The sequence below is a fragment of the Anabaena sp. TISTR 8404 genome, assembly GCF_056847745.1.
This window is the reverse complement of sequence record NZ_CP180578.1, coordinates 858,462-879,864: the sequence shown is the minus strand read 5'-3', so window position 1 is coordinate 879,864 and position 21,403 is coordinate 858,462. Positions and strand designations below refer to the sequence as shown.

The following is a 21,403-nucleotide window of genomic DNA, read 5'->3' as shown; positions in this document are numbered from 1 at the left end:
CAGTAACAATAAGAACTGATCGGTTGAGAAGAGAGTAGGGATACAGAACATAAACTCGGTATGGTATTGTCAAAAAGTATCCTCAAGAAAAAAAGCACGCTACACTGACGTTTGGATGAAGCTCAAGCCCAAAATCACAATAGCTGACCATTTTGCACAGATGTCAGATCCAAGAGTAGACCGCACAAGATTACATAAGCTAATTGATATTTTGACAATTGCGATTTGTGCAGTAATCTGTGGAGCAGATAGTTGGGTGGCAATAGAATTGTATGGCTGCACAAAGTATGAGTGGTTAAAAACATTTTTGGAGTTACCAAACGGAATACCATCACACGATACATTTGCAAGAGTGTTTGCACAATTGAATCCACAGCAATTTCAGTCATGTTTCTTAAACTGGATAAAATCAACTCAGAAGATAACAAATGGTGAAGTTGTAGCAATTGACGGTAAAACTTTATGTGGTTCTTATGATAAAAGTAGTGGTCAGAGTGCGATTCAAATGGTAAGTGCATGGGCAACTACGAATAAATTAGTGTTGGGACAGGTAAAAGTAAACGAAGCATCTAATGAAATTACAGCTATCCCAGAACTACTGAATGTTTTAGAGTTGAATGGTTGTATCGTGACAATTGATGCAATCGGTTGCCAAAAAGAAATTGTGAAGTTAATTACGCAACAAAACGCAGATTATGTAATCACCTTAAAAAAGAATCAGGGTAATCTATATGAGTTAGTAGAAGAACTATTAAGAACAGGAATAAGCACAGGGTTTGAAGGGCTTCACCATAGCACATATAAAACAGAAGAAACGGGGCATGGTCGTGATGAAATCCGCAATTATGTGATGTTATCTGGAATTGAATCTCAGCTTGACCCAGATTCAGTTTGGTCAAACTTAAAAAGTGTTGGGATGGTAGAGTCTGTTCGACAAATAGATGGTAAAACAACAGTGGAGACTCGTTATTATATTAGCAGTCTTGAGAATGATGCGAAAAAATTTGCTAATTGTGTTCGCAGTCATTGGGGCATAGAAAATTCGTTACATTGGGTATTAGATGTAGCTTTAAAAGAAGATGACTGCCGGATTAGGAAAGATAATGCTCCACAAAATTTTGCAGTGATGCGGCAGATAGCAGTAAATCTTTTAGGTAAAGAGAAACGTGTGAAGCGGGGAATCAAAAATAAACAGTTTTTGGCAGCAATGGATAATAACTATTTAGAAAGAGTTTTAGCTTTAGCGTAAACTAGCTTGTCAATAATTTGGTTAAGATTGTTGCTTATTTTTAAGGGTAAGCTTACTTATTTATAGCTGAATAGTTAGCTAATTTATCTTTAAACAAGAGTTATTTCATTAGCGATAAGCTAATTTACTTGTTAGCAAAAAAATCGATTTGTTCTATTTATATTTTGGTCAAGTTTTGCACTTATGAAAATGATTTTGAAATCCTTATTAGTTTTTGTTAGGAAATAAGGTGCGTTTTCCCTGGTTCCAACCCTCAACGATGACAAAGCAGACTTCATTCGGATGTTTGGACTTTGGCAGCAAATCAGAGAAATTGATACACCAAAAATTATCTTTGATTTTTCAGGTTGTCGCTTTCTTCGCCCAAACGCTGTAGCGTTTTTAGGTGGTTTAGCTCGCCTCATTCAATCTTGTGGTAGTCAAGCTATTTTTGCTTGGGACACTCTTCAAGACGATATCAGAGGCAATCTTGCTCAAAATGGTTTCTTATACGCCTTTGGAGAACATCAGCAAGGGTGGAAAGGAAATTCCGTTGCTTATAGGGAAGATCCTAATGACGATCTTGAAGGCATTCTCAATTACCTTGATGAGCAATGGCTTGGACGTGGTTGGGTAGACATTAACCAAACTCTCAAGGATGAAATTATCCAGAATGCTCTTGAAATTTATAGCAATGCTTTTGAACATGGTAAATCTGATATCGGTGTATTCACTTGTGGACAGCGTTATCCTAACTTAAATAAACTAAAGCTGACTGTCATTGACTTTGGTGTTGGCATTCCAGGCAATGTACGCCACTTCCTTCAAGACAGTCAGAAATTAGCTGAAGAAGCCTTACGTTGGGCATTTCAACCAGGTAAGACAACGCGACCCAGTAGAATATGCGGAGGAACTGGACTGGATTCACTAAAAAAATTTGTAAAGAGTAAACAGGGTAAAATAGAGGTTTATAGCCATGACGCTTACGGTTTAATTGACGAAACTCAAGAAATTTACCAAAGCGCACCCACCTTCTTTGAGGGAACTTTAATAAATATCACTATTAAATGCGATGTAAATCACCATAACTTTACAGAAAATGAAGTATTATTCTAGTACAAAGGTTCTAATAGAGGTTTTAGAGCCATGAAATACAAAATCTACGAACTAATTGGCGAAAACTCCATAAGCCAAAAGGCTGGGCAGCAAGTCTATGATTTAATTTATCCTCAACTGCAAGCAGGAAAGGCAGTAGAGCTAGATTTTGCTGGCGTAAGAAGATTCTTGTCTGTGTTTTTCAATTTTGCCATTGGTCAATTATTGCGTGATATCAAACCTGAAGACCTGGATCAGCTTCTAGTTGTATCCAACCTCAGTCCTCTTGGTCAACAGACCTATGATGAAGTGATTGAGAATGCAAAGCTTTATTACTCAGATGAGCAGTATCGTAAAGCAGTAGATGAAATGATTCTTGAACAATCTGCCTGTTAATCATGCCAGTTAACTACACCGTAAAAGCAGATGTAATTGACATCACAACAGATTCCCCCCAAAAAGGGGATATTTTTTTAGTTGATACAAATATTTGGTACTGGCTGACATATCCTCCAGCAAGTTTGTCTTTAAATACGTATCAAAGCAGCTATTCAAACTACATTACAGATACTTTTACAGCAGGTGCTACTCTTTGCTGCTCTGGCTTATCGCTGGCTGAATTAGCTCATATTATTGAAAGAGAAGAAAAAAAGCTATCATCTTACAGTTCTAGCAGAATTAACAATAAAGAATACCGCCATAACTATTCTTCAGAACGAGCTAGGGTTGTTTCTAGAGTAAAAGCTGCATGGAATCGAGTCAAGAACACTTATGCTCTTCAAATTAGTGTCGAACTTGATGAAGACACCGTAGATAATGCTTTAACTCAGTTCAGTAATCAATGCTTAGATGGTTATGATTTGTTCATTCTGGAATCAATGAAACAAGAATCAATCAACAAGATAATTACTGATGATGGTGATTATGTGACAGTGCCGGGAATCCAGGTATTTACTGCTAATCCAGGGGCGATCGCCGCAGCACAAAATCAAGGCAAACTTATAACTAGATAAGCATTGTCCTCAAAAACTGCCAGAAATTACACAGCCGTTACCCGCCTCTTCAAAACCAACTGGGTATGGTGTAGTGCGATGTGCGATCGCCTTTTCAAGCAACTACAAATTATTTTGGTGAACAAGATTTGACTGTTGTAGAGTGAATAGCGATCGCATCCATCCTCTTTTCACCTGAAACTGGCAGTGGGCGATCGCCTGAACAACCTCTGAAAATTACCAGAATTTGACAAGGAAGCAGCACTAGAGGTACTTTGTCAGGTCAGACTGTGATTTCTTTGAGGTGCGATCGCATTCATCAACCATTGAGAGATAATCTCAATTGTTTTAGACATTTTGCACAAGATTCTTAGTTTTTTCTATGGATGACAGCTTGATAATAATCTGTAAGCGCAGTTATGATTACACTATTTGATTAATATTTGCTACATCAAACAAATCACAGCCAAGCCTCTTTTATCGCTAAAACAACTATAAATATGTTTAGAATTACAAAAAACTTTTTACTGGTAAAAAATATTTATCCCTATAGAAGTAGAAAGTGAAACGATTTGTTATCACCCATTAGTCTCTTGACTCATGGTTGCTATGTTATTGAGCATAGAATTTTTTCTTAATTTATTTATGAAGTGATTCAGTATGTTCCTTAAAAAAATTAATCCTACACCAGAACAACGCAAAATCTTTTTTCTTAATCCAAATCAACCTACTTTATTGTCGGGAAGAGCAGGTAGTGGAAAAACAACTACAGCAATTTTGCGAGCAAAACAATTAATCAATTTTTTCCAAAGACAAGGACTTGAGCCTAGAGTAGGATTTTTTGTTTTCAACAATACATTAAAAAGTTATTTAGAAACATTAGCGAGTATATATTTACAAGAAGTAAATTTTGAAGTATGGGTTATTGATAAATGGTGCAAGAACTTCTTAGAAACAAGAGGTCTTTTAAACTATATTATTGCTGATGAAGGTTTATGTAAATTTTGTCTAGCACAGGCAATACAAGCAATTGAATTAAGTTCCAAACATCCACAATTAATTAAATTAGGTTATGACTTTCTTGTGGAAGAAATTAACTATTTACTGGGAAGATTTGGTTTAGATACAATGAGCTATATAGAATCAGAACGTATCGGACGTGGTTCTAATCCCAATATTGATAATCAAACAAAACGTTTAATAGCTGAAGAATTAGTTCCAGCTTATCAATTAGCGTTGCAAGAATCAAATTATATAGATTGGAACTACTTACGTGAACAAGTATTTTCTTTTATGCAAGCAGGAATAGAATATGAAAAATATGATATTTTGGTCGTAGATGAAGCTCAAGATTTATCTGCACTACAAATAAAAATTTTGTTAAAACTAACTTCTAGTGACACTAATTCAATTACATTAATTCGTGATACAACACAAAGGATTTACAAAAATAATTATATTTGGAATGACATTAATCTAACTTTTGGAATTAGTTCAAAATTAGACCTACAAAAAAATTATCGAAATACTCATGAAATAGCTATGGTGGCTGCAAGTCTCATGCAGTCAACTTTAATAGAAGAACACGACATTGATATACTTAATCCAGACTTGACTGAAACTTCGGGGTTAAAACCTATTTGGGTACGTGGAAGATATACCAATCAGCAACAATATTTACTCGATATACTCAGTAAAATTGATATCACTCATGAATCAGTTGGTATTCTTCATATCCAGACAAATAGTGTTAATCAATTAGGTCAAAATTTGCGTAATTCAGGATATGAATGTTTTGTATTAAAAGACGAAGACAATTTAAAGGATACTTCAGGTGGAGTCTATGTTTCTACATTACACTCCGCAAAAGGACTAGAGTTTGATCATGTTTTTATAATGGGATACGATGATTTTTTTGCCCCTGGGCCAAATTCTTTATCACACAGAAGCACCTCTGCACATTTATCTGCACACCGTAAACTTTTATATACTGCAATTACCAGAGCTAGGAAAACTCTAACTATCACGTCCTCAATAAATGAGTATTCGCGGTTTTTAAAAGAAATAGATACAAATTTATTACATACAATAAGAGTTTGAAGTATGAATTTAAAACCAGATTATCAGGATTTTAAATCTATAATTGATAAACGTGGCATTAAATATCTTATTCACTTTACTCGATTTGAAAGTGTAACAGCTATTGTAGGTGAAGGTAAAATTTTACCACGTAACCAGTTACACAATATTAGCTACGAATGGAAGGAACTTGTAACGCCAAATTCACCAACAAGGCGTGATAATCCCAAGCATTTAAATACATCCATCATGAACGCAAATATTTATTTACTAAATATATTTCGTGATAAATGGCATCTAGGTAGTCGCTTCTGTATACTTGGTATTAATCCAAAGTATATTTATGAAGAAAAAACAGAATTTTCTATTACTAATGCTACATATAAACCAGCAATAAACTTTGGAATAAATAGTAATATTAAAACATTTAATGCTATGTTTATGGAACAAGTATCAGGAAGATGGGATAAATATACTTCTCAGCACAAAATAACAGTTCGTAAATCCCATTGGACTGATTACTACACAACAGACTCAGAAGCAGAGGTGTTAATTGAAAGTGAAATACCTTATAATGATATTTTATTCATAGCGTGTCGTAACCAGTATGAACACGATATTTTAGCATCTGCATTTGATGTACTAGAACTACCTACGGAGAAATTTCGTGTGCAGCCAACTCTCTTTGAACCTCGAAGTGAATAAGGAAAGTCAAGATAAATTTAGAGGAGCATTCATTGGTGCTGCTATAGGTGATGCTCTGGGATTTATTACTGAATTTATGCGAAATTCAAACGAAATTCGCAGTAATTTTAAACTTGATCAACTTAACAGGTTTGTTGATTGGGAGCGAATTACTACATATTATAAAACGGGTAATAAAAATTATATTAAACTACCTTTATCATCTGGTACTTACTCAGATGATACACAATTAACTCTGGCTACAGCGCGTTCAATAAGGGCTGATGGTTCTTTCAATCCTGAAACATTCTCTAAATTTGAATTACCTTTGTGGTTACAGTATGAATTAGGAGGTGGTTCAGGAACAAAAGCAGCAGCAAAAAATCTTTTAAATACAAATATAAGCTGGCATAATAACTTTTATGAGACATCTTATACTAGCTATATTAAAAGTGGTGGCAATGGTGCTGCCATGAGGATTCTTCCAATTGCATTAGTTAATATTGAAAGTTCAACAAGGCTATACATAGATATATGGCGTAATAGTATTACCACTCATGGACACCCTAGAGGATTAATCGGTGCTTTACTATTAGCAGACTCCATTAAATTACTCATAGAAAATCCTCAGAATCAAGTAGAGTGGCTTGATAGTTTAATAGAAAAATGTAGTAATTACTCTCAATTAGAAAGAATATGGAATCAAGATAATTTATTTTCAAGTTGGAAAAATAAATGGCAGAGTGTATGCAATCACAATTTTACCTTTGCTTGGAACGATATCTGTCAAGAAACAATAGAATACTTATTAATAGTAAAACGAGAATATAACACTGGTGATTTAGATAAAATTTTAACTATAATAGGGTGTTTTGAAAGACAAACTAAAGGTGCAGGTAACATTACAGTAGTGGCATCTATCCTATTTTTATGCCGATTTAGCGATTTTCAAAATGAAAGTAACAATTTTGAAAATGTTATAACTCCTATTGTTAATAAAATAGGAATTGACACTGATACTATTGCTTACTTTGCTGGAGCTATGTTAGGTGTGAAATATGGAATCCGATCCATACCTGAATTGTTTAAGCAAAAAATCCAAGATTATAACTATTTACTGGAAGTAGCTGATTACTGCTATCATCTACACACAAAAAATAAAGATTTAAAGTCAATATTTAGCTATCCAGAAACTAAAAATCTGAATTTACCAAAGATTTCTGCTCTACTACAAAATCCAGATGCCAGTAATACATATATAGATATTCCGATTTTTGGTAATGCTAAAATATTACAAGATAATGATATTACTCCTACATGGCAGGGAAAACATCTTTATTTTGTGAAACTAGAACTTGAGTTTGGTCAAACTATTTATTGTAAAGTGGAGCGTGACCTTTCTCATGTTTCAAGAAAAGTAGAAGAAATACATACAAAGGGTCAATCTTTAATTAATTCGCTACCTGCTTTAGATGAATTCAAGAATCTTGTTGAAAGTAACAATTTTGACGCAAAAGTTATATTAGATATATTGAGAGAACTGAAATTTCAACGAAAAGATAAAGCAATATATAATGCCTTCACTACATGGTTATGGGCATCTCTACCTAATAAAAATTAAGTCATCTTTTAGATGGTGATTATGCTTGAACTCACTCATGATTATGCAAATTAAAGGTACAATAGCTTACTCTAAACAGGCTTTTGGAAGTCAGCCATTTCAGCAAATGGTGTTCTACATCTGTGACAAAATCCATATTCCCATAATGCCGGAATCTTAAACCGCGCACCACATTTAGGACACCTGGAAAGTAAACGCAAATGATGGCGATCGCATTCTCCTGTTTTTTTAAACTGCCACTTAATCTGATGACAAGGTGCTTCAGCATAACAAGCCCCACACAGGCGAATTGGCTCATGCTGCATTCCCACCCCAGCAGGTGGAAGCATTTGAGCTAACCTGTCTGCATCTACTTCTACTACAGATGCGATCGCTTCTAATTCTTTTTGGCTAGGACGAGGATTAAAGTGAAATCGCTCCCACCTTGCTACTACTGCACCAATTCCTGCCAAACGACCCAACCCACTGGGTGATAAATGGTTAGCACGTCTAAACCTACCAAGAAAGTGGCTCAGGCTTTCTCCTTCATAGGGTTCAATCAAGAATAGCCAAGGCTCAACATCTGGTGCCTCTTTCATTTGTACTCCTTAGCAACTTCCTGTAAAACAGCCTTGTTAATCTTCTTTAATCCCCTTGATAAAGAACGAATTGCTGATTCTCTGAGAATCTCATCTAGCCGACCAATGTAACCCTCTGTTGCCGAAGTCAAAATCCGCAGCATATCCTTACTAATGAGATTAGAAGGCAATGGCAACTTTAAAACTTTATCTTCCCAAGTTTGTACAATGTCTTGGAAATCTTTTCCCGATAGCTTACCAAAGCGATGGCAAGCCCGAAAGCGGTTATAAACTTGTTCATCTCGCTTAATTACTGCCTCTAAACGGTCAGTTCCTACTAAAACAACAGCAATGCCCAACTTGTCATAAATATCACGCACCTCTGCAAAAGTCTCAGGTTTGAGGCGATCAGCTTCATCAATAATCAGCATTTCTACCCCGCAACCCTTGATTACTTCGATTGTTCTACCACGCAAATCTGATACGGTTCCCTTTGTCGCTCGAAAATTGAGGTGTTCAATTATCTCTTTGAATAATTCTTTAGAGCCGCATTTTTGCGGAGGTTGAATATAAACTACAGGCACAAATGGCGGTCGCCCTACTTCTTTGGGTTGTTTGTGCCTGTGCCTGTAAGCGTCACAAGCAACGGTCTTACCCGTTCTTGACTCTCCGACAACTCGACAAGATTGCCGTGCCTTGCGTTTTCCATCTAACCAATCATGAAGAGTTATTACTTGCTGTAATAGAACAATATTTTTATTCTTGAGACGAGCAATTTCTGCTTGTAACCACTCATCATCCGGTTTTACCCCACCCAATTGCTGGGCGATTGCTTTTGCATCTGTCATTGTTTAAAATCCGTATTCTTCACGCAGTTGTTCATAATCCCAAACCTCTACTTCTGGGGATGAAGATTGAAGCCCAGTAGTAGATTCAACTTCTACTGCTTCCGTAACTGGAGATGGTAAGGATTCAGTTTTACTTTCATTCACCGCAGTAGAATGCAAAATCTCCTGCTCTAATTTTTGACGTTCCTTGCGACTTTTCTTTTTTGCCACTAGAGCATCACGCTCAAGGACTTCTTGCAATAAGGCTTGATTGCTAACAGTCTTACCCGCATTACGCAATCTACGACTAGCTGCTTCAGCTTCATCTAATGACAGTTGCTCTGTCTCCAAACCTTGAGCATGAGCGCGAGTCAGAAAAACTTCTTGACTTTTCTCTTGGCGATAAACCAGCACAGTTGTAATATCTCTGGGGTCATATCTTAAATTGACCGTTTCCCCCGCATATCCTGCTAGATATTCCCCTCGATACATCACATTTTGAAACTGTAAGCATCCACCTCTTTGTACTGTGCGCCGTGACTGTTTCATCAAGCAGATATCTAAATCACGTTCTTCGATTGGCACTGGTACTGAAGGTAATCCCGCTTCCCAACGCCCAAAACGAGTTTGATCACCCATTCGCGCATCAATACTTTGGTTGTAGCGGTCAACGATGTACCGAACAAGTAGCTGTTCTAGTTCACGCAAGGTGAGTTTTGCGTCCTTCTCTGCATCTTCTGGGCGTTCCTGTACATTAGATCCGGTATATCCAGGTAGCGTGGAAAATAGTTGGTCATTCAATGTCTTAAAAGGACGCTCAACAATACCACCTTCACTGGGGCGATCGCGTAAATGACAAACAAACCCCAATTGTGCTGCAATTTGACTCAAATGGTTTGAACGAAAATCTTTACCGCCATCTGTATAAAAGTGTTCTGGCTTACCGTAAGTTCCCCATTCACAGTGCAGTTTGTACTCTGAACCGTACCTTTTTGGCAAAATTGCATGGCGTAATGCTAAGGCAACTACTACTGAACTAGGCGCATCAAAACCTAAATTGATACCCATAATGCAACGAGAATAGGTATCAATTACAGTTGTTAGCCAAGGACGACTTAGTAGTTCACCATGTTGATCTACTAGCAAAACATCTACACGGGTATGGTCACATTGCCAGACATGGTTGCTGTAATCAACAGATAAATCTTGACCTTCACGGGTTTTAACTGAAAGTGTTGTCCCCCTCCAACCAGGGCTGCGGATACTTTTAGTTTTTTCTTTTTGTTCCAATATGGGAGCTAAAACCCTTAAAACTGTCCTGTAATTAGGAGGCTTGGGGTCGCCTAGTTCTCGTGCTTTAGCTTGAACTCTCAGGGAAACTTGTTTGGGAGTCATGCGTTTACTACCCTTGTTACCTTCCTTGTAAGTTTTAATGATGAAGTTTTCCCAAAACTCACCAATTCGATGTTTTCCTTTATCCGCCCTACCTGTCTGAGCAAATCCTACTAAGCCATTTTCCTCCCACTTCTTCACTAAACGCTGCACCGTTCGCACTGTCACACCCAGTTTTTCCGCAGCATCCTTCAACTTCTGCCCATAAATTGTGCGATCGCATGGTTCCAGCAAACTTTGTATCACTTCTAGCTTGAGTTGGGCTTCCTCTGAAAGTTCTGTAACAATCACATTAGTCTCAGGAGATGTGTTGCTCTCTTGTGATAGAACGTCCGCAGAATTTACAGATGTATGAACAGTAAAGTCAGTCATAATATTTCTGTTCATGAATTAAAAGCACTTTATAAATACATAATGTTATTCTAAGTGTTGGGAAAACGACAGTCAATTTGTCATCATGAAAATATACAAAACCTTTTTTCTAATTTCTGGAGCGACATTTAATTTGTCATAATCGGAACAGACGACAGCCAATTTGTCACTATCGAGAAATAAGATAATACTTTTTGACTAGCGAAAACTCTTGCTGTACAAGCATTTGCCAGATGACATTAATTTGTCATAACGACATTTAATTAGTCACTGTACAACTGGCTTAATTAATTTAATTCATCTATCCTGTTCTGCGGCGCTGCGTTCTCGTGCCAGACTATCAATAGCATCCCCCAAAGCAGTGGTGAGGCTTTTACGTGTTTGGGCGTGGCTTTCTTGTTCAATTTTCAATGCTTGCAATAAGCGATCGCGTTCTTTAATAGCTGCAATCAGTTTTGTCTGCAATTCTTCGACAGCTTGGATTTGGCTAATTTCTGTTTGAATAGCTTCTGTTGCTTTACCGTCAGCGAGTGTTGCGGCTTCAATACCTTGGAGTTTATGAATCTCTGCTTTGAGAGATGCGATCGTTTGTTGGAACATATGTGCGTCTGTCCGGCGTTGTTCTGCTTCTGTGTTATAGAGTTTCCGCCATTTTTCTGCACTTTCCCAAGCAGATGCTAAATCAACTCTTTGTTCTGCCAGTTGGCGTTTGAGTGCTTGAATTTCAGCTAACCACTGCTGTGTTAAAGATGTACTTTCGCTCATTTTTCTAATCTTGATTGTACTTGTATAGTGTCAGTTGTAACTGCACCCTGATTATCTGTCACTGTTAATTGGACGTGTATCTGTTATCTACAAGTGAGATGGTTAGAACTTACGCACCAAGATTGTCTATGGAGACTGGGTATAGGGGTGTGAGGGTTTTGGATATATACACCCCTATACCCCTTCATCCTTCCTCAAACCATTGATTTTTTGTCTTCCTGCGTAAGTCCGAATTGTGAGGGTTGAGTATGGTGGTTACAGTTTTAGCATTGCCAAAGTCCCAAGTGTGGGTATGGATGCAATTATTTTACCTATGGAAGTAATCGCTAAAAATCTTAGAATTTGGTGTTGGGTTACGGTGCAATCATAGATTTACCATGTTGCTGTGAATATTTTTTGTCCGCCGGCTCCCAACCTACAGAAGATTGCGATCCTCAGATGAGGGACTTCCAACTAAAAAAATATACTATCACTGTGTAGGCAGGGAGCAGGGGGAAAAAGAAAAATATCCTCTGTTGAAAATTGGATATTTTATTTTCTACAAGTCCCTGAAAGAACTGATGCCAACGCAAGACCAGAAAGATAATTTAGAAGCGATGCTGGCATTATTTTTAGAGGGACAATGTTCAGGGATAGTTCAAAAATCATTTGCTTTTGCAAAGATGTTTCTCAAAGAATTGCATTAATTCATACCAAGCATCTTCCGCTGCGGGGGGGTTGTAGTCAGAGCGTTCGTGACAGAAAAATCCATGCCCGGCATTGGGGTAAACTTTTAAGGTGTAGTCTTTGTTTAATTCTTGAAATCGAGTGTTGATCTGCTGAATGCGATCGCTGGGAATAAAAGGATCTATTGCGCCAAAAAACAAATAGACGGGTACAGTAATATCTTTGACTGCCTCAATCCACTCATCTAAAACCATACCGTAAAAAGGAGCGGCAGCTGCAATTTGGTTTGATAATTTGCCAGCAGTGAAAAAGGTCAATCCACCTCCCAAACAAAATCCAGTGACTCCAACCCGCTCTGGATAAACATTTGGCAAAGACTTCAAGTACATCAATGCGGCTCGAATGTCATTTTCCATTGGCTGTCCAAAATCTAACCGCTTCATCATTGCCATTGCCTGTTCTACCTCGTCATAGCCAAATTTGTTATTGGGTAATTCACGGTAGTATAAATCTGGTAACAGTACTACATACCCTTCCTGCGCAATTCGAGCGGCGACATCTCGAATGTGTGGTGTAAGTCCAAATGCTTCCATCAGCAGGAGGACAGCAGGTTGGCGCTTATGCTGAGTCGTTGTCATCAAGATACAAGGCATTTGTCCATTTGAAGTGGAAATCAATACCTCAGCTTGTGTAATTCTCATATTCTTTTGCCAGTAGAGTCTACTGATAGCTTAAGAAGCAGAGAATTCAGGATTCTAGAAAAAAGTTGTGAGATTTTAGTAAATTATTGCGGTCAATTTTGCAGTAGTTGTTTGGGAGTTACACCAAACCTGCGTTTAAAGCACCTTGTCAAATGGCTTTGGTCAGAAAAACCAGTTCGGGCTGCAATCTCTGCAATACTCATTTTGCTGTTTTGCAGTAGATACTTTGCTTGTTCAATTCGACATCGTAGAATGTATTGGTGAGGTGTAATCCCCATGTATTGCTTAAAAAGCCTGAGAAAATAATAGGGACTGAGTTGAGCGATCGCGCTTAATTCAATTAGTTTCAAGTCCTGATAAAGATGTTCATGAATATACTGCGTTACTTGTCGTAAGGTTGATTGAGATAAACTCTGTGAATAAGTAGAAAGTTTAGGCTTATTAACACAATAGTTTCGTAACAGATGAATTGCTAATGTTGTTTGAATACTATCAATTAGCAAATCACCTCCGAATTTGCTAAATTCTACTTCCTCTTTTAAGGTGGAGAAAATTCCTTGAATCAAGGCATCAGACCGATTCATAAATTGGGGGATGAGTTCGATGTGTTCCGCCGCCACTAAATCCTGACCAACTTGCGCAAGCAGCGCAGGCTCAATTGCTAGAACCATAAACTCAACTGAAGTGTTCCAGTTACAACGGTGGGCAATTCCCGCAGGAATAATTGAAATCGCTCCAGGGTAACGAATTTCATGGTGAAATTTACCATCTAACCACCGTTCGCCTGGAGAGGATGAAGGAAAAGCACAAGCTGGCGCATGGGCGATCACATGCATCGTGTGCTGATGCTCAGCAATTTCAAATTTAGGTTGCTGAAAAACCTCCAGATGTAAATTAATCCAACCTGCGCTTGATAGCACAGAAGGCTGGGGCAAAAGTGAATGTGCTGCATTGGGTTGACGGTAATCTAGTTTGAGCGCCTTCTCCAACATTTCGCATTGCTCCGCCTTAGACTTTAGATGTCACTCATGATAAATCGCTGAAACAGGTGTTTGCCATTTTCCTGTTTTTCCGTAAACAGAAAATACTGGGCTTAATCAAAAAATATGATTTACCGTTACTTTTAGGTGATTACTAAATTCTGCAATGTCTGCAAAAAGATGCTAAGAGCGTCTATATATGTGCAATTAGGGTACAATTATCAAGTGTTTAGAAGATGCTGTTGATTTAGCCCTGTTTTGTCACTCTCGGAAAACAATAGCGGCACATTGACAATTTAGCGGTCTACAGTTAGTAGTAGGTTTGAATCCCCCACTAACTGATTCTGAATTCTGACTTATGTATCCTTCTTCAAGGATAAGAATTTGATTAAATTTTCTAACATTCTGGCTCCTAGATTCTGACTCCTGAATTCTTACAATTAGACAATAATTCTTTAGCCTTTTTTCTCCTCATCCCCCAACATTCGTAGTAATTTTCTGGCAACTAACACACCAACAACTCCAGCACCAACCACTTCCACCGCCTGCACCACTTTTTTACCTACATCATGCGGGTCAAGATGGTGATGAAATAGCTCTTCATCCAGCCATTCTGTAGTAGCTTTAAAGTCATGAATTGGGGTTGGTAATAGTGTTAAATAAGTTCCTTGACGGATTAAGTGTGCAGCTTCACCTGTCACTTCAAACACATTGAATAAGTTAGCAGCAGCGTCATTTAATCCCAATTTCAACAGAGTTCCTCGGATGTTAACTTTTGCTGGTTTGGGGTCTTCTCCGAGCGCAATTGCTTTCAAATTCCGCGCAATATTAGCTCCTTGTTGATAAGCTACTTGTGCTGTAGGTGGTAGTGAAATATCTACAACTGCTGCACAATCACCACCAGCAAATACTTCTGGAAAGTCGAGTAATTGCATCGTGGGCGTAACTAAGGGACGGTTATGATGATCCCGATGTTCTTGGGGAATTGGTAACTCTTGAATCAGGGGATGAATCGAAGTGCCAGCAGTCCAGATTGTGGTGTATGTTGCTAGTGTATTAACTTGATCATTGCTTTTATATTCGATGGCATTTGAACGAACAGCAGTGGCTTCTGCGCTCGGAAGAATTTCTATGGCTACCCTACGTTTTTGTAATTCTTTCTCAGCAATTGGACGCAACAAATCGTTAATATCGCCATCCAGAATTTTTTCACCATGATTGAGTAAAATCAGTCGAATTTCAGCAGAATTACCACCTAAAGCGCTATACCAATGTGGGAGAAAATCAGCTAAAGTTGCTGCCATTTCCACACCAGATGCACCACCACCAACTACAACTACTGTTAATAGTTTGCGGCGTTGTTCTACATCTTCTGTTTGGATGGCTTTTTGTAAACAGTCGCGTAAATGTCGGTCAAGTGCGATCGCATCTGCTTGTGTCCAAAAAGGAAAAGCATTTTCTTTAGCACCTTCAACGTGATGATAGCCAGTAACACTACCTAAAGCTAATACTAAGTTGCTGTAATTGTAGAAGTTACCCGAAACTAGTCTGACTTCCCGTTGATGCAGGTCTATTGACTGTACTGTATCTTGGACAAAGATGACACCACTACCTTTCAGCAATTCTGAAAAACGCGGTACTACTTGAAGGGTATCCATTTCGCCATCGAAATATTCATAAAGCAATGGCTTAAAGCAAAATCGCTCATTTTGATCAATCAAAATCACAGACCGAGGATAATGTTCATGAGCTAGGTGTAAGGCGGTAAATAATCCGGTAAAACCACCGCCGAGAATTATCGTTTGATAAACTGGGCTGTTCATAAAAACTCTTCAAGGGCAAATTTTTGCTCACGCCCAGACACAGAGGCGCGAAGCCGAATAACTTTTGACAAATCAAATGAATAAAAAGAAGGCGATCAGAATTCCGCTAAGAGCAATAGCAAACACAATCGCATATTCAACTCTGCGGCTAAAAAATCCGACAGCAGCAATTAGGGCGATCGCTAGTCCTATAATGCCGACATACTGACCTTTCTGTAAATTACGTGCAATGAGTGGGTCTTGGTTGATTCCTGGTGGTGGAGTTTCTTCAATTGCCTGTGGAGATGGCAATTCTTGTGCTAATAATTTCATAAAATTACTCCTAGAAATACTCTAATTTTTGAATCTAGATAAAATTTTGCTGTTTAATGCTTTGGAAATTTGATTAAGTTAAATGTATTACTCAATAAATATTTTCTAAAAAATAAATTTTCCAGAACTATCCTAGGGATGATTTTTTATAAAAATTATCAGTTTTGTTTGAATCAAAAAGCATAGATGAGCCAGGGCGATCGCATCTATAGCAGGGGACAGGTGAGACCTTAACTATACAAATCCAGTCAATGTAGTTGCTGAGGCAAGTTGTTAACTAAAAGCTTCGGAGAGGTAATCTGCGGCTGCTGCGACAACTGCGATCGCACTTTCGTAGTCTAGGCGTGTTGGGCCTAAAACTCCTACACTACCTATCGGTACAGAACCTCGGCGATAGGTAGAAGAAATTAAGCTACAGGTACGTATCGGCTCTAGTGGGTTTTCCGCACCAATTCGCACAGTCACCCTAGATTTAGTTGTATCTTCTATCTCTGGTTCATCAAAGATTAATTGCCATAGTTTGTCTTGTTCTTCTTCTAACAATTGCATAATTGTTTTGACTTGTTGCAATTGCGAAAATTCTGGTTGACGCAAGACTTCTGCTACACCCCGCACCATAATTTGTGTTGTAGTTGGTGCTTGAGTGCGACGGCTTAATTCGGCAACTGAACTTTTCAAAAATTCTCCGTAACGTTGAAATTCTTGATCCAATTGAGTCCAATCTAAGTTGGCGATTTCTAATAGACTCCGCCCTCGTAAGTGGCTATTTAAAAAGTTAGAAACAATCTGCAACTCACGATCAATTACTTCAGGATCAAGTTGAGAATCTTGATTTCTTGGAGCTAAATCCATCAATTTAGAATGGGTTTCATAGCTATCTGTTACCAAAATCAACATGATGCGTCCGCTTTCAATTTGCAGCAATTGCAAATGTCTCACCAACGCTGTCGAAGTTTGCGGCATAGTAATCAAGCTAATACAACCACTCAATGAAGCTAAAATCTGTGCCGCTCCATGAATTAGTGCTTCTAAACTCCAATCTTCCCAATGAAGACGCTGTTGGAATGACAGTTCTACGGCTTTAGCTAAGGTTTCAGAAGGTGTGATTAACTGGTCAACATAGATGCGATAACCGGAGTCGGAAGGTACTCTTCCTGCTGAGGTGTGTGGTTGATAAAGTAGCCCAGATTTTTCTAACACACCCATTACATTCCGAATTGTGGCCGAGCTAACGCCTAGGTCATACTCCTCAACCAAAACCTTTGAGCCAACAGGTTCTGCGGTAGCAATGTAGTGACGTATTGTTGCCCAAAGTATGTGCTGTTGTCGATTCGTCAACTGGACTTCCATAAGGTGTCTATTACTGAAAGCAAATGTTAAGCAAAGTTTGAAAAAATTTTTTAAGCTAATGCAAAAAAAAGATTAATATTGGTTAATTAAGATAGCAAAATATTTAGTTCTATTATAGTTAGTTATCGCAATATTTTGAGATAACTAAACTCATAATCATGAAATATTTGCGGTCAAAAAGCTTTTGTGCAATTTAAAATTTTTTAATTATTTAAGTATCTTCCCACAAATTACAGCAACAAGTTGTATTGTTAGATACTTATTTTTCTCACCATTTAAGATAAATGTCGTCAGGGTAAATGCTGATTATGAGGAGTTGGGGTGTAAGGGTGCAGGGATGTAGGGGTGTAGGGGAGAATAACTATTGACTATTGATCAATGACTAATGACCCTGTTTAATATTGCGGGATTGTGGGGTCAACTAGTTGCGAATAGGCAGCAATGCCACCTGTAATATTTTTGACATTGGTAAAACCTTGAGCCACCAACCACTGACACATTTGAGCAGAACGAACGCCGTGATGGCAGAGTACGAGGGTTTCCGCTTCTGGATTTAACATAGCGAAAATTTGCTGGTTCCAGTCGGTGAATTCACTCAATGGTAAGTTGATAAACCCTGGGAGACTAGCGATCGCTAATTCTTGGGGTTCACGCACATCTACTAACTGAATACTTGCATCACTAGCAGCTAAACGTTCTGCTAATTCCTCTACACTAATCTGAGTCATGGGTTGACCAAAGGATTTATCTGTCATGAAGTTTTTGTAAACGATCCTATACATTTATGTTGACAGAAAATCTTTCCCTTAGCATGAGCATCCATTCTCACTAATTCTGATTAAATGGCTGTGAAACTAAGTATTTCATAGGTTTTAGTGTGAATAGGCAAAGCTCATTGTTTGGTTTTATAGCGGCTGGTGCGATCGCACTCATATTAATTGCGATCGCAAGTTTTTGGTTCTTCACCAAAAGTCCTGCGAACATCATCGCTTCTACCACCTCCCAGCCAGGTGCAGCCATCTTTGTATCGAAGCTATCCCCAGTGATGGTATCGTTACTCACCAACCCCGACCGTTTACAAGCCTTGGAAAAGGAAGGGGAAATTTCTAAAATCAAAACCAGCTTATTGGCTAAGAGTGGCATAGATTATCAAAAAGATATTCAGCCTTGGTTAGGTAACGAAATTACACTTGCTGTCACCACCACAGATATAGACCGCGATCCCGCCAACGGACAGCAGCCAGGATATCTCATGGCTTTAGCCACTAATAAACAAGACAAAAGCCGCGAATTTGTCGAGTTGCTGTTTTCTAAGCGAGTATTAGCTGGCTCTAGCTTAGATACCGAAGAATATCAAGGTGTAAAGGTACTTTACGATAGCCAACTCGCCGCCGCAGTTGTTGGTGATGGCTTTGTGTTATTTGCTAATGATCCCAGCGTAGTTAAGGACGCAATCAATAACGTTCAAGCACCAGACCTCAATTTAACGAGTTCTCCCCAATATCAAAAAGCTCTCCAGCAATTACCGCAAGCTTCCTTAGCCGTTGCTTTTTTAAATTTTCCCATCATTGCCCAATGGCAAAATTTAAAACTAGCAGAACCAACTTACGACAGTGAAATTATTTCTCTTGGGTTGAACCCTAAAGGTTTATTGGCAGAAACTAGCTTTTTAACTGCATTAGAACTCACACCGCCATCATCGCCACTCATGAAACCCGTAGGGGCTTTGAAATATATCCCAACCTCGGCGGGTTTGGCAATTTCCGGCGCAAATTTAAGCAATTTGGGTGACAGCGACTTAGCCAAATTCTGGACACAAATCAAAACAGCCATCTCCGGTTCCGAAACAGATGTGATTTCCCGCTTAGTACAACCATTAACAGATGTGCAGAAAACCTGGGGAATTAACTTTGCGCAAGATATTTTTAGTTGGGTGAAAGGCGAATATGCGATCGCACTTTTACCCCGTGCAGGTCAAACTCTCCCCGATTGGATTTTTGTGGTCGAGAAAACAGAGAACGTATCAGAAGGTATTGCTAAATTAGATGCGCTCGCCTCCTCAAGTGGACTTAGCAGCAATACCCTCAGTTTAGATAAACAAAAACTCTCTGCTTGGACACAGTTAACAGCTAAACCAACCCAAGCCAAAGACCGACCATCATTCACCATTGAAGCCAAAGCCCAAGGGATACATACAACCTTAGAGAATTACGAAATTTTCGCCTCTGACTTAGCAACAATGGCCGAAGTTCTCACGGGTAAAGAAAAATCCTTATTAGATGATCGCAATTTCCAAAACAGTGTGGCTGCGATTCCCCAACCTAATCAAGGGTATGTATATCTAGATTGGGCAAAAAGTCAAGGAGTTTTAGAACGGCAAATCCCAGTGCTGAAACTGATAGAAGTCTTGGGTAAACCGTTTTTCAACAGCTTGCGATCGCTCACAGTCAGTAGTTATGGTAGCGAAACTGGCGCACTGAAAGGTGGTGTGTTCTTACAACTGCAAGAGTGAGAAAAAAGTATGAAGTGTGTGTGAAGTATGAAGTATGAAATGAATAAAGAAGACGATTAAGCAGCTTTATTTGGTGTGCCAGTTGCGTAAGTCCTGTGATCAAAACTCAAAAATGATGAATGATCTATTTCAGACTTCAGACTTCAGACTTCATACTTTTGTTTTTGTGTCACATCCTAATGTGGCACAGCTAAATCAAATTCTTCAGGAATGAATTAATTACAATATGTATATATAACTACATTTAGTCAAGCCTGTTGGAGGGCTACTATGAAAGACTGTCGCCCCCGACTTCAGAAGCGAATCGGCTGGGTTTTAGCTATATTAGCTGCTGTCACAACTACACCAGTAGTCGCAGTAACACCAAATTTTGGTACGTTTAGTCTATTACCGGGGTTTGAACCTGCCCAAGGTAAATTTTCTGGTTACACAGGTGGTTCTTTCTCCTTGTCTGCCATTAGTAACCGCGATCGTAATAAGAAAGCTTGTATTGGCTTTGCAGATCCCAAACCAGATTACACAATGGTTTTAGAAAAAGACTTTGACCAGATGAGGATACTGGTTAACACTGGTAATACCGATACAACTTTGCTAGTGAAAGGCCCAGACGATAACACAATTCGTTGCGGCGATGATACTGGTAGAAATAAAGATGCTAGTGTTAGCGATCGCAACTGGAAAAAAGGTACTTATTACATTTGGGTTGGTACATTTAATCCTGATGTTAAGCGTAAGTACACCTTGACAGTTCAGCAGCAGTAATGAGGAAATAGGGGCTACTAAGACAAAAGTAAAAAGTAAAAAGTAAAAAGGTAGAAGATTAGTTCCTTTTTACTTTTGCCTTTTTATTTTTTACTTTATCAATTCCATCCTTACTCCCCACTCCCCAACTATGACTACTCGTTTAGTAAAAGCCAAACTCATCGCCACAGAACAAGCTGCGCCAGATATCGAGTTCATGTTTAACCCTAGTCAGTTGGACTTCTCGCAGCAAATTAATTTGACCAAAAGCAGCGGTGCGCGTACAGGACGAGGTTTACCTAAAGTTAGTTTTGCTTACCCAGAACCGTGCAAGCTCAATATTAATAACATCATCTTTGATACCTACGAAGAAGGTACTAGCGTCCTGACGCATCTCAAAAAATTTGAAAAAGCCGTTAACTTTGCTGAAGCTGGCGCAGGTAAAGAAAAACGTCCACCAGTGTATATATTTACCTGGGGTGACCAGCAGTACTTAAGGTGTTTTGTCCAATCTCTCAACTATAGCCTCACCTTGTTTCTGCCCGACGGTACACCAGTACGTGCCAAAGTTAACCTCACCTTAGAGGAAGTTGATGAATCAATTTCCCAGCCAGGTATGGGGACATCTAGCAGTGTAGACCGTGCTGGCGACAGCAGAGCTAGTCGCAGTTAATTTTAGGACTAACTCCGGATACGAAAAATCAAG

Annotated in this window: 22 protein-coding genes; 11 read left to right on the top strand and 11 right to left on the bottom strand. The window is 38.7% G+C overall.

Annotation, left to right across the window (positions count from 1 at the left end; translation table 11 throughout):
- Positions 1–115 precede the first annotated feature (115 nt).
- From ACMX3D_RS03715 to ACMX3D_RS03700, 4 genes are all read left to right on the top strand, one after another.
- On the top strand, positions 116–1,249 hold the full coding sequence (locus tag ACMX3D_RS03715) for an ISAs1 family transposase (RefSeq protein WP_482747696.1): 1,134 nt from the start codon (positions 116–118) through the stop codon (positions 1,247–1,249).
- A gap of 282 nt (positions 1,250–1,531) precedes the next feature.
- Positions 1,532–2,344, top strand: coding sequence for an ATP-binding protein (locus tag ACMX3D_RS03710; RefSeq protein WP_482750136.1), 813 nt, complete (start codon positions 1,532–1,534; stop codon positions 2,342–2,344).
- A gap of 30 nt (positions 2,345–2,374) precedes the next feature.
- Positions 2,375–2,719, top strand: a complete 345-nt coding sequence (locus tag ACMX3D_RS03705) for an STAS-like domain-containing protein (protein WP_482750135.1) — start codon at positions 2,375–2,377, stop codon at positions 2,717–2,719.
- Between the two features lie 2 nt (positions 2,720–2,721).
- Positions 2,722–3,336 (top strand): PIN domain-containing protein, encoded by a 615-nt coding sequence (locus tag ACMX3D_RS03700; RefSeq protein WP_482750134.1) that lies wholly within the window; start codon positions 2,722–2,724, stop codon positions 3,334–3,336.
- A 109-nt stretch (positions 3,337–3,445) separates the two neighbouring features.
- On the opposite strand, the gene ACMX3D_RS03695 is transcribed toward ACMX3D_RS03700, so the two are convergent.
- The gene (locus ACMX3D_RS03695) at positions 3,446–3,580 is read right to left on the bottom strand and encodes a hypothetical protein (RefSeq protein ID WP_482750133.1); all 135 of its coding nucleotides are present in this window, start codon (positions 3,578–3,580) and stop codon (positions 3,446–3,448) included.
- Positions 3,581–3,975: 395 nt separating this feature from the next.
- On the opposite strand from ACMX3D_RS03695, the gene ACMX3D_RS03690 reads away from it, so the two are divergent.
- The 3 genes from ACMX3D_RS03690 to ACMX3D_RS03680 are packed head-to-tail and all read left to right on the top strand — an operon-like array spanning position 3,976 to position 7,699.
- Entirely contained in the window at positions 3,976–5,415 is a 1,440-nt protein-coding gene (locus ACMX3D_RS03690; RefSeq protein WP_482750132.1) for a 3'-5' exonuclease, read from the top strand.
- 3 nt (positions 5,416–5,418) lie between these two features.
- Positions 5,419–6,099 carry a DarT ssDNA thymidine ADP-ribosyltransferase family protein gene (locus tag ACMX3D_RS03685; protein WP_482750131.1) on the top strand — a complete coding sequence of 227 codons (681 nt, stop codon included), beginning with the start codon at positions 5,419–5,421 and terminating at the stop codon, positions 6,097–6,099.
- Positions 6,092–7,699, top strand: coding sequence for an ADP-ribosylglycohydrolase family protein (locus tag ACMX3D_RS03680; RefSeq protein WP_482750130.1), 1,608 nt, complete (start codon positions 6,092–6,094; stop codon positions 7,697–7,699). The genes ACMX3D_RS03685 and ACMX3D_RS03680 overlap by 8 nt, the downstream gene beginning before the upstream one ends.
- Before the next feature lie 71 nt (positions 7,700–7,770).
- On the opposite strand, the gene ACMX3D_RS03675 is transcribed toward ACMX3D_RS03680, so the two are convergent.
- From ACMX3D_RS03675 to ACMX3D_RS03660, 4 genes are all read right to left on the bottom strand, one after another.
- Entirely contained in the window at positions 7,771–8,277 is a 507-nt protein-coding gene (locus tag ACMX3D_RS03675) for a TniQ family protein (protein ID WP_482750129.1), read from the bottom strand.
- The gene (locus ACMX3D_RS03670) at positions 8,274–9,104 is read right to left on the bottom strand and encodes a TniB family NTP-binding protein (RefSeq protein WP_482750128.1); all 831 of its coding nucleotides are present in this window, start codon (positions 9,102–9,104) and stop codon (positions 8,274–8,276) included. Before ACMX3D_RS03670 ends, ACMX3D_RS03675 begins: the two co-directional genes overlap by 4 nt.
- 3 nt (positions 9,105–9,107) lie before the next feature.
- Complete coding sequence (locus ACMX3D_RS03665; protein ID WP_482750127.1) at positions 9,108–10,847, bottom strand: Mu transposase C-terminal domain-containing protein; 1,740 nt, start codon at positions 10,845–10,847, stop codon at positions 9,108–9,110.
- A gap of 297 nt (positions 10,848–11,144) precedes the next feature.
- Complete coding sequence (locus ACMX3D_RS03660) at positions 11,145–11,612, bottom strand: hypothetical protein (RefSeq protein ID WP_482750126.1); 468 nt, start codon at positions 11,610–11,612, stop codon at positions 11,145–11,147.
- 425 nt (positions 11,613–12,037) lie between these two features.
- On the opposite strand from ACMX3D_RS03660, the gene ACMX3D_RS03655 reads away from it, so the two are divergent.
- On the top strand, positions 12,038–12,298 hold the full coding sequence (locus tag ACMX3D_RS03655; protein WP_482750125.1) for a hypothetical protein: 261 nt from the start codon (positions 12,038–12,040) through the stop codon (positions 12,296–12,298).
- On the opposite strand, the gene ACMX3D_RS03650 is transcribed toward ACMX3D_RS03655, so the two are convergent.
- The 6 genes from ACMX3D_RS03650 to ACMX3D_RS03625 all read right to left on the bottom strand — a co-directional run bounded on the left by ACMX3D_RS03650 (position 12,257) and on the right by ACMX3D_RS03625 (position 18,199).
- Positions 12,257–12,979, bottom strand: a complete 723-nt coding sequence (locus tag ACMX3D_RS03650; protein ID WP_482750124.1) for a dienelactone hydrolase family protein — start codon at positions 12,977–12,979, stop codon at positions 12,257–12,259. The two genes, ACMX3D_RS03655 and ACMX3D_RS03650, sit on opposite strands and share 42 nt — an antisense overlap.
- 92 nt (positions 12,980–13,071) lie before the next feature.
- Positions 13,072–13,971, bottom strand: a complete 900-nt coding sequence (locus tag ACMX3D_RS03645) for a helix-turn-helix domain-containing protein (RefSeq protein ID WP_482750123.1) — start codon at positions 13,969–13,971, stop codon at positions 13,072–13,074.
- 443 nt (positions 13,972–14,414) lie between these two features.
- Positions 14,415–15,782 (bottom strand): NAD(P)/FAD-dependent oxidoreductase, encoded by a 1,368-nt coding sequence (locus ACMX3D_RS03640; RefSeq protein ID WP_482750122.1) that lies wholly within the window; start codon positions 15,780–15,782, stop codon positions 14,415–14,417.
- Between the two features lie 72 nt (positions 15,783–15,854).
- Positions 15,855–16,094 carry a hypothetical protein gene (locus ACMX3D_RS03635; RefSeq protein WP_482750121.1) on the bottom strand — a complete coding sequence of 80 codons (240 nt, stop codon included), beginning with the start codon at positions 16,092–16,094 and terminating at the stop codon, positions 15,855–15,857.
- Positions 16,095–16,367: 273 nt separating this feature from the next.
- Positions 16,368–17,444, bottom strand: coding sequence for a heat-inducible transcriptional repressor HrcA (hrcA, locus tag ACMX3D_RS03630; RefSeq protein ID WP_482750120.1), 1,077 nt, complete (start codon positions 17,442–17,444; stop codon positions 16,368–16,370).
- A gap of 395 nt (positions 17,445–17,839) precedes the next feature.
- Positions 17,840–18,199, bottom strand: a complete 360-nt coding sequence (locus ACMX3D_RS03625; RefSeq protein WP_482750119.1) for a rhodanese-like domain-containing protein — start codon at positions 18,197–18,199, stop codon at positions 17,840–17,842.
- 122 nt (positions 18,200–18,321) lie between these two features.
- On the opposite strand from ACMX3D_RS03625, the gene ACMX3D_RS03620 reads away from it, so the two are divergent.
- The 3 genes from ACMX3D_RS03620 (at position 18,322) to ACMX3D_RS03610 (ending at position 21,370) form a co-directional block, all read left to right on the top strand.
- Positions 18,322–19,956 carry a DUF3352 domain-containing protein gene (locus tag ACMX3D_RS03620; protein WP_482750118.1) on the top strand — a complete coding sequence of 545 codons (1,635 nt, stop codon included), beginning with the start codon at positions 18,322–18,324 and terminating at the stop codon, positions 19,954–19,956.
- Positions 19,957–20,226: 270 nt separating this feature from the next.
- Positions 20,227–20,718 carry a hypothetical protein gene (locus ACMX3D_RS03615; protein ID WP_482750117.1) on the top strand — a complete coding sequence of 164 codons (492 nt, stop codon included), beginning with the start codon at positions 20,227–20,229 and terminating at the stop codon, positions 20,716–20,718.
- A gap of 130 nt (positions 20,719–20,848) precedes the next feature.
- The gene (locus ACMX3D_RS03610; protein WP_482750116.1) at positions 20,849–21,370 is read left to right on the top strand and encodes a CIS tube protein; all 522 of its coding nucleotides are present in this window, start codon (positions 20,849–20,851) and stop codon (positions 21,368–21,370) included.
- Positions 21,371–21,403: the final 33 nt, after the last annotated feature.

Coding starts and splice junctions, on each gene's coding strand:
- ACMX3D_RS03715 (WP_482747696.1), top strand. CDS start 116: ATGAAGCTCAAGCCCAAAATCACAATAGCTGACCATTTTGCACAGATG.
- ACMX3D_RS03710 (WP_482750136.1), top strand. CDS start 1,532: ATGTTTGGACTTTGGCAGCAAATCAGAGAAATTGATACACCAAAAATT.
- ACMX3D_RS03705 (WP_482750135.1), top strand. CDS start 2,375: ATGAAATACAAAATCTACGAACTAATTGGCGAAAACTCCATAAGCCAA.
- ACMX3D_RS03700 (WP_482750134.1), top strand. CDS start 2,722: ATGCCAGTTAACTACACCGTAAAAGCAGATGTAATTGACATCACAACA.
- ACMX3D_RS03690 (WP_482750132.1), top strand. CDS start 3,976: ATGTTCCTTAAAAAAATTAATCCTACACCAGAACAACGCAAAATCTTT.
- ACMX3D_RS03685 (WP_482750131.1), top strand. CDS start 5,419: ATGAATTTAAAACCAGATTATCAGGATTTTAAATCTATAATTGATAAA.
- ACMX3D_RS03675 (WP_482750129.1), bottom strand. CDS start 8,277: ATGAAAGAGGCACCAGATGTTGAGCCTTGGCTATTCTTGATTGAACCC.
- ACMX3D_RS03670 (WP_482750128.1), bottom strand. CDS start 9,104: ATGACAGATGCAAAAGCAATCGCCCAGCAATTGGGTGGGGTAAAACCG.
- ACMX3D_RS03665 (WP_482750127.1), bottom strand. CDS start 10,847: ATGACTGACTTTACTGTTCATACATCTGTAAATTCTGCGGACGTTCTA.
- ACMX3D_RS03660 (WP_482750126.1), bottom strand. CDS start 11,612: ATGAGCGAAAGTACATCTTTAACACAGCAGTGGTTAGCTGAAATTCAA.
- ACMX3D_RS03650 (WP_482750124.1), bottom strand. CDS start 12,979: ATGAGAATTACACAAGCTGAGGTATTGATTTCCACTTCAAATGGACAA.
- ACMX3D_RS03645 (WP_482750123.1), bottom strand. CDS start 13,971: ATGTTGGAGAAGGCGCTCAAACTAGATTACCGTCAACCCAATGCAGCA.
- ACMX3D_RS03640 (WP_482750122.1), bottom strand. CDS start 15,782: ATGAACAGCCCAGTTTATCAAACGATAATTCTCGGCGGTGGTTTTACC.
- ACMX3D_RS03635 (WP_482750121.1), bottom strand. CDS start 16,094: ATGAAATTATTAGCACAAGAATTGCCATCTCCACAGGCAATTGAAGAA.
- hrcA (WP_482750120.1), bottom strand. CDS start 17,444: ATGGAAGTCCAGTTGACGAATCGACAACAGCACATACTTTGGGCAACA.
- ACMX3D_RS03625 (WP_482750119.1), bottom strand. CDS start 18,199: ATGACAGATAAATCCTTTGGTCAACCCATGACTCAGATTAGTGTAGAG.
- ACMX3D_RS03615 (WP_482750117.1), top strand. CDS start 20,227: ATGAAAGACTGTCGCCCCCGACTTCAGAAGCGAATCGGCTGGGTTTTA.
- ACMX3D_RS03610 (WP_482750116.1), top strand. CDS start 20,849: ATGACTACTCGTTTAGTAAAAGCCAAACTCATCGCCACAGAACAAGCT.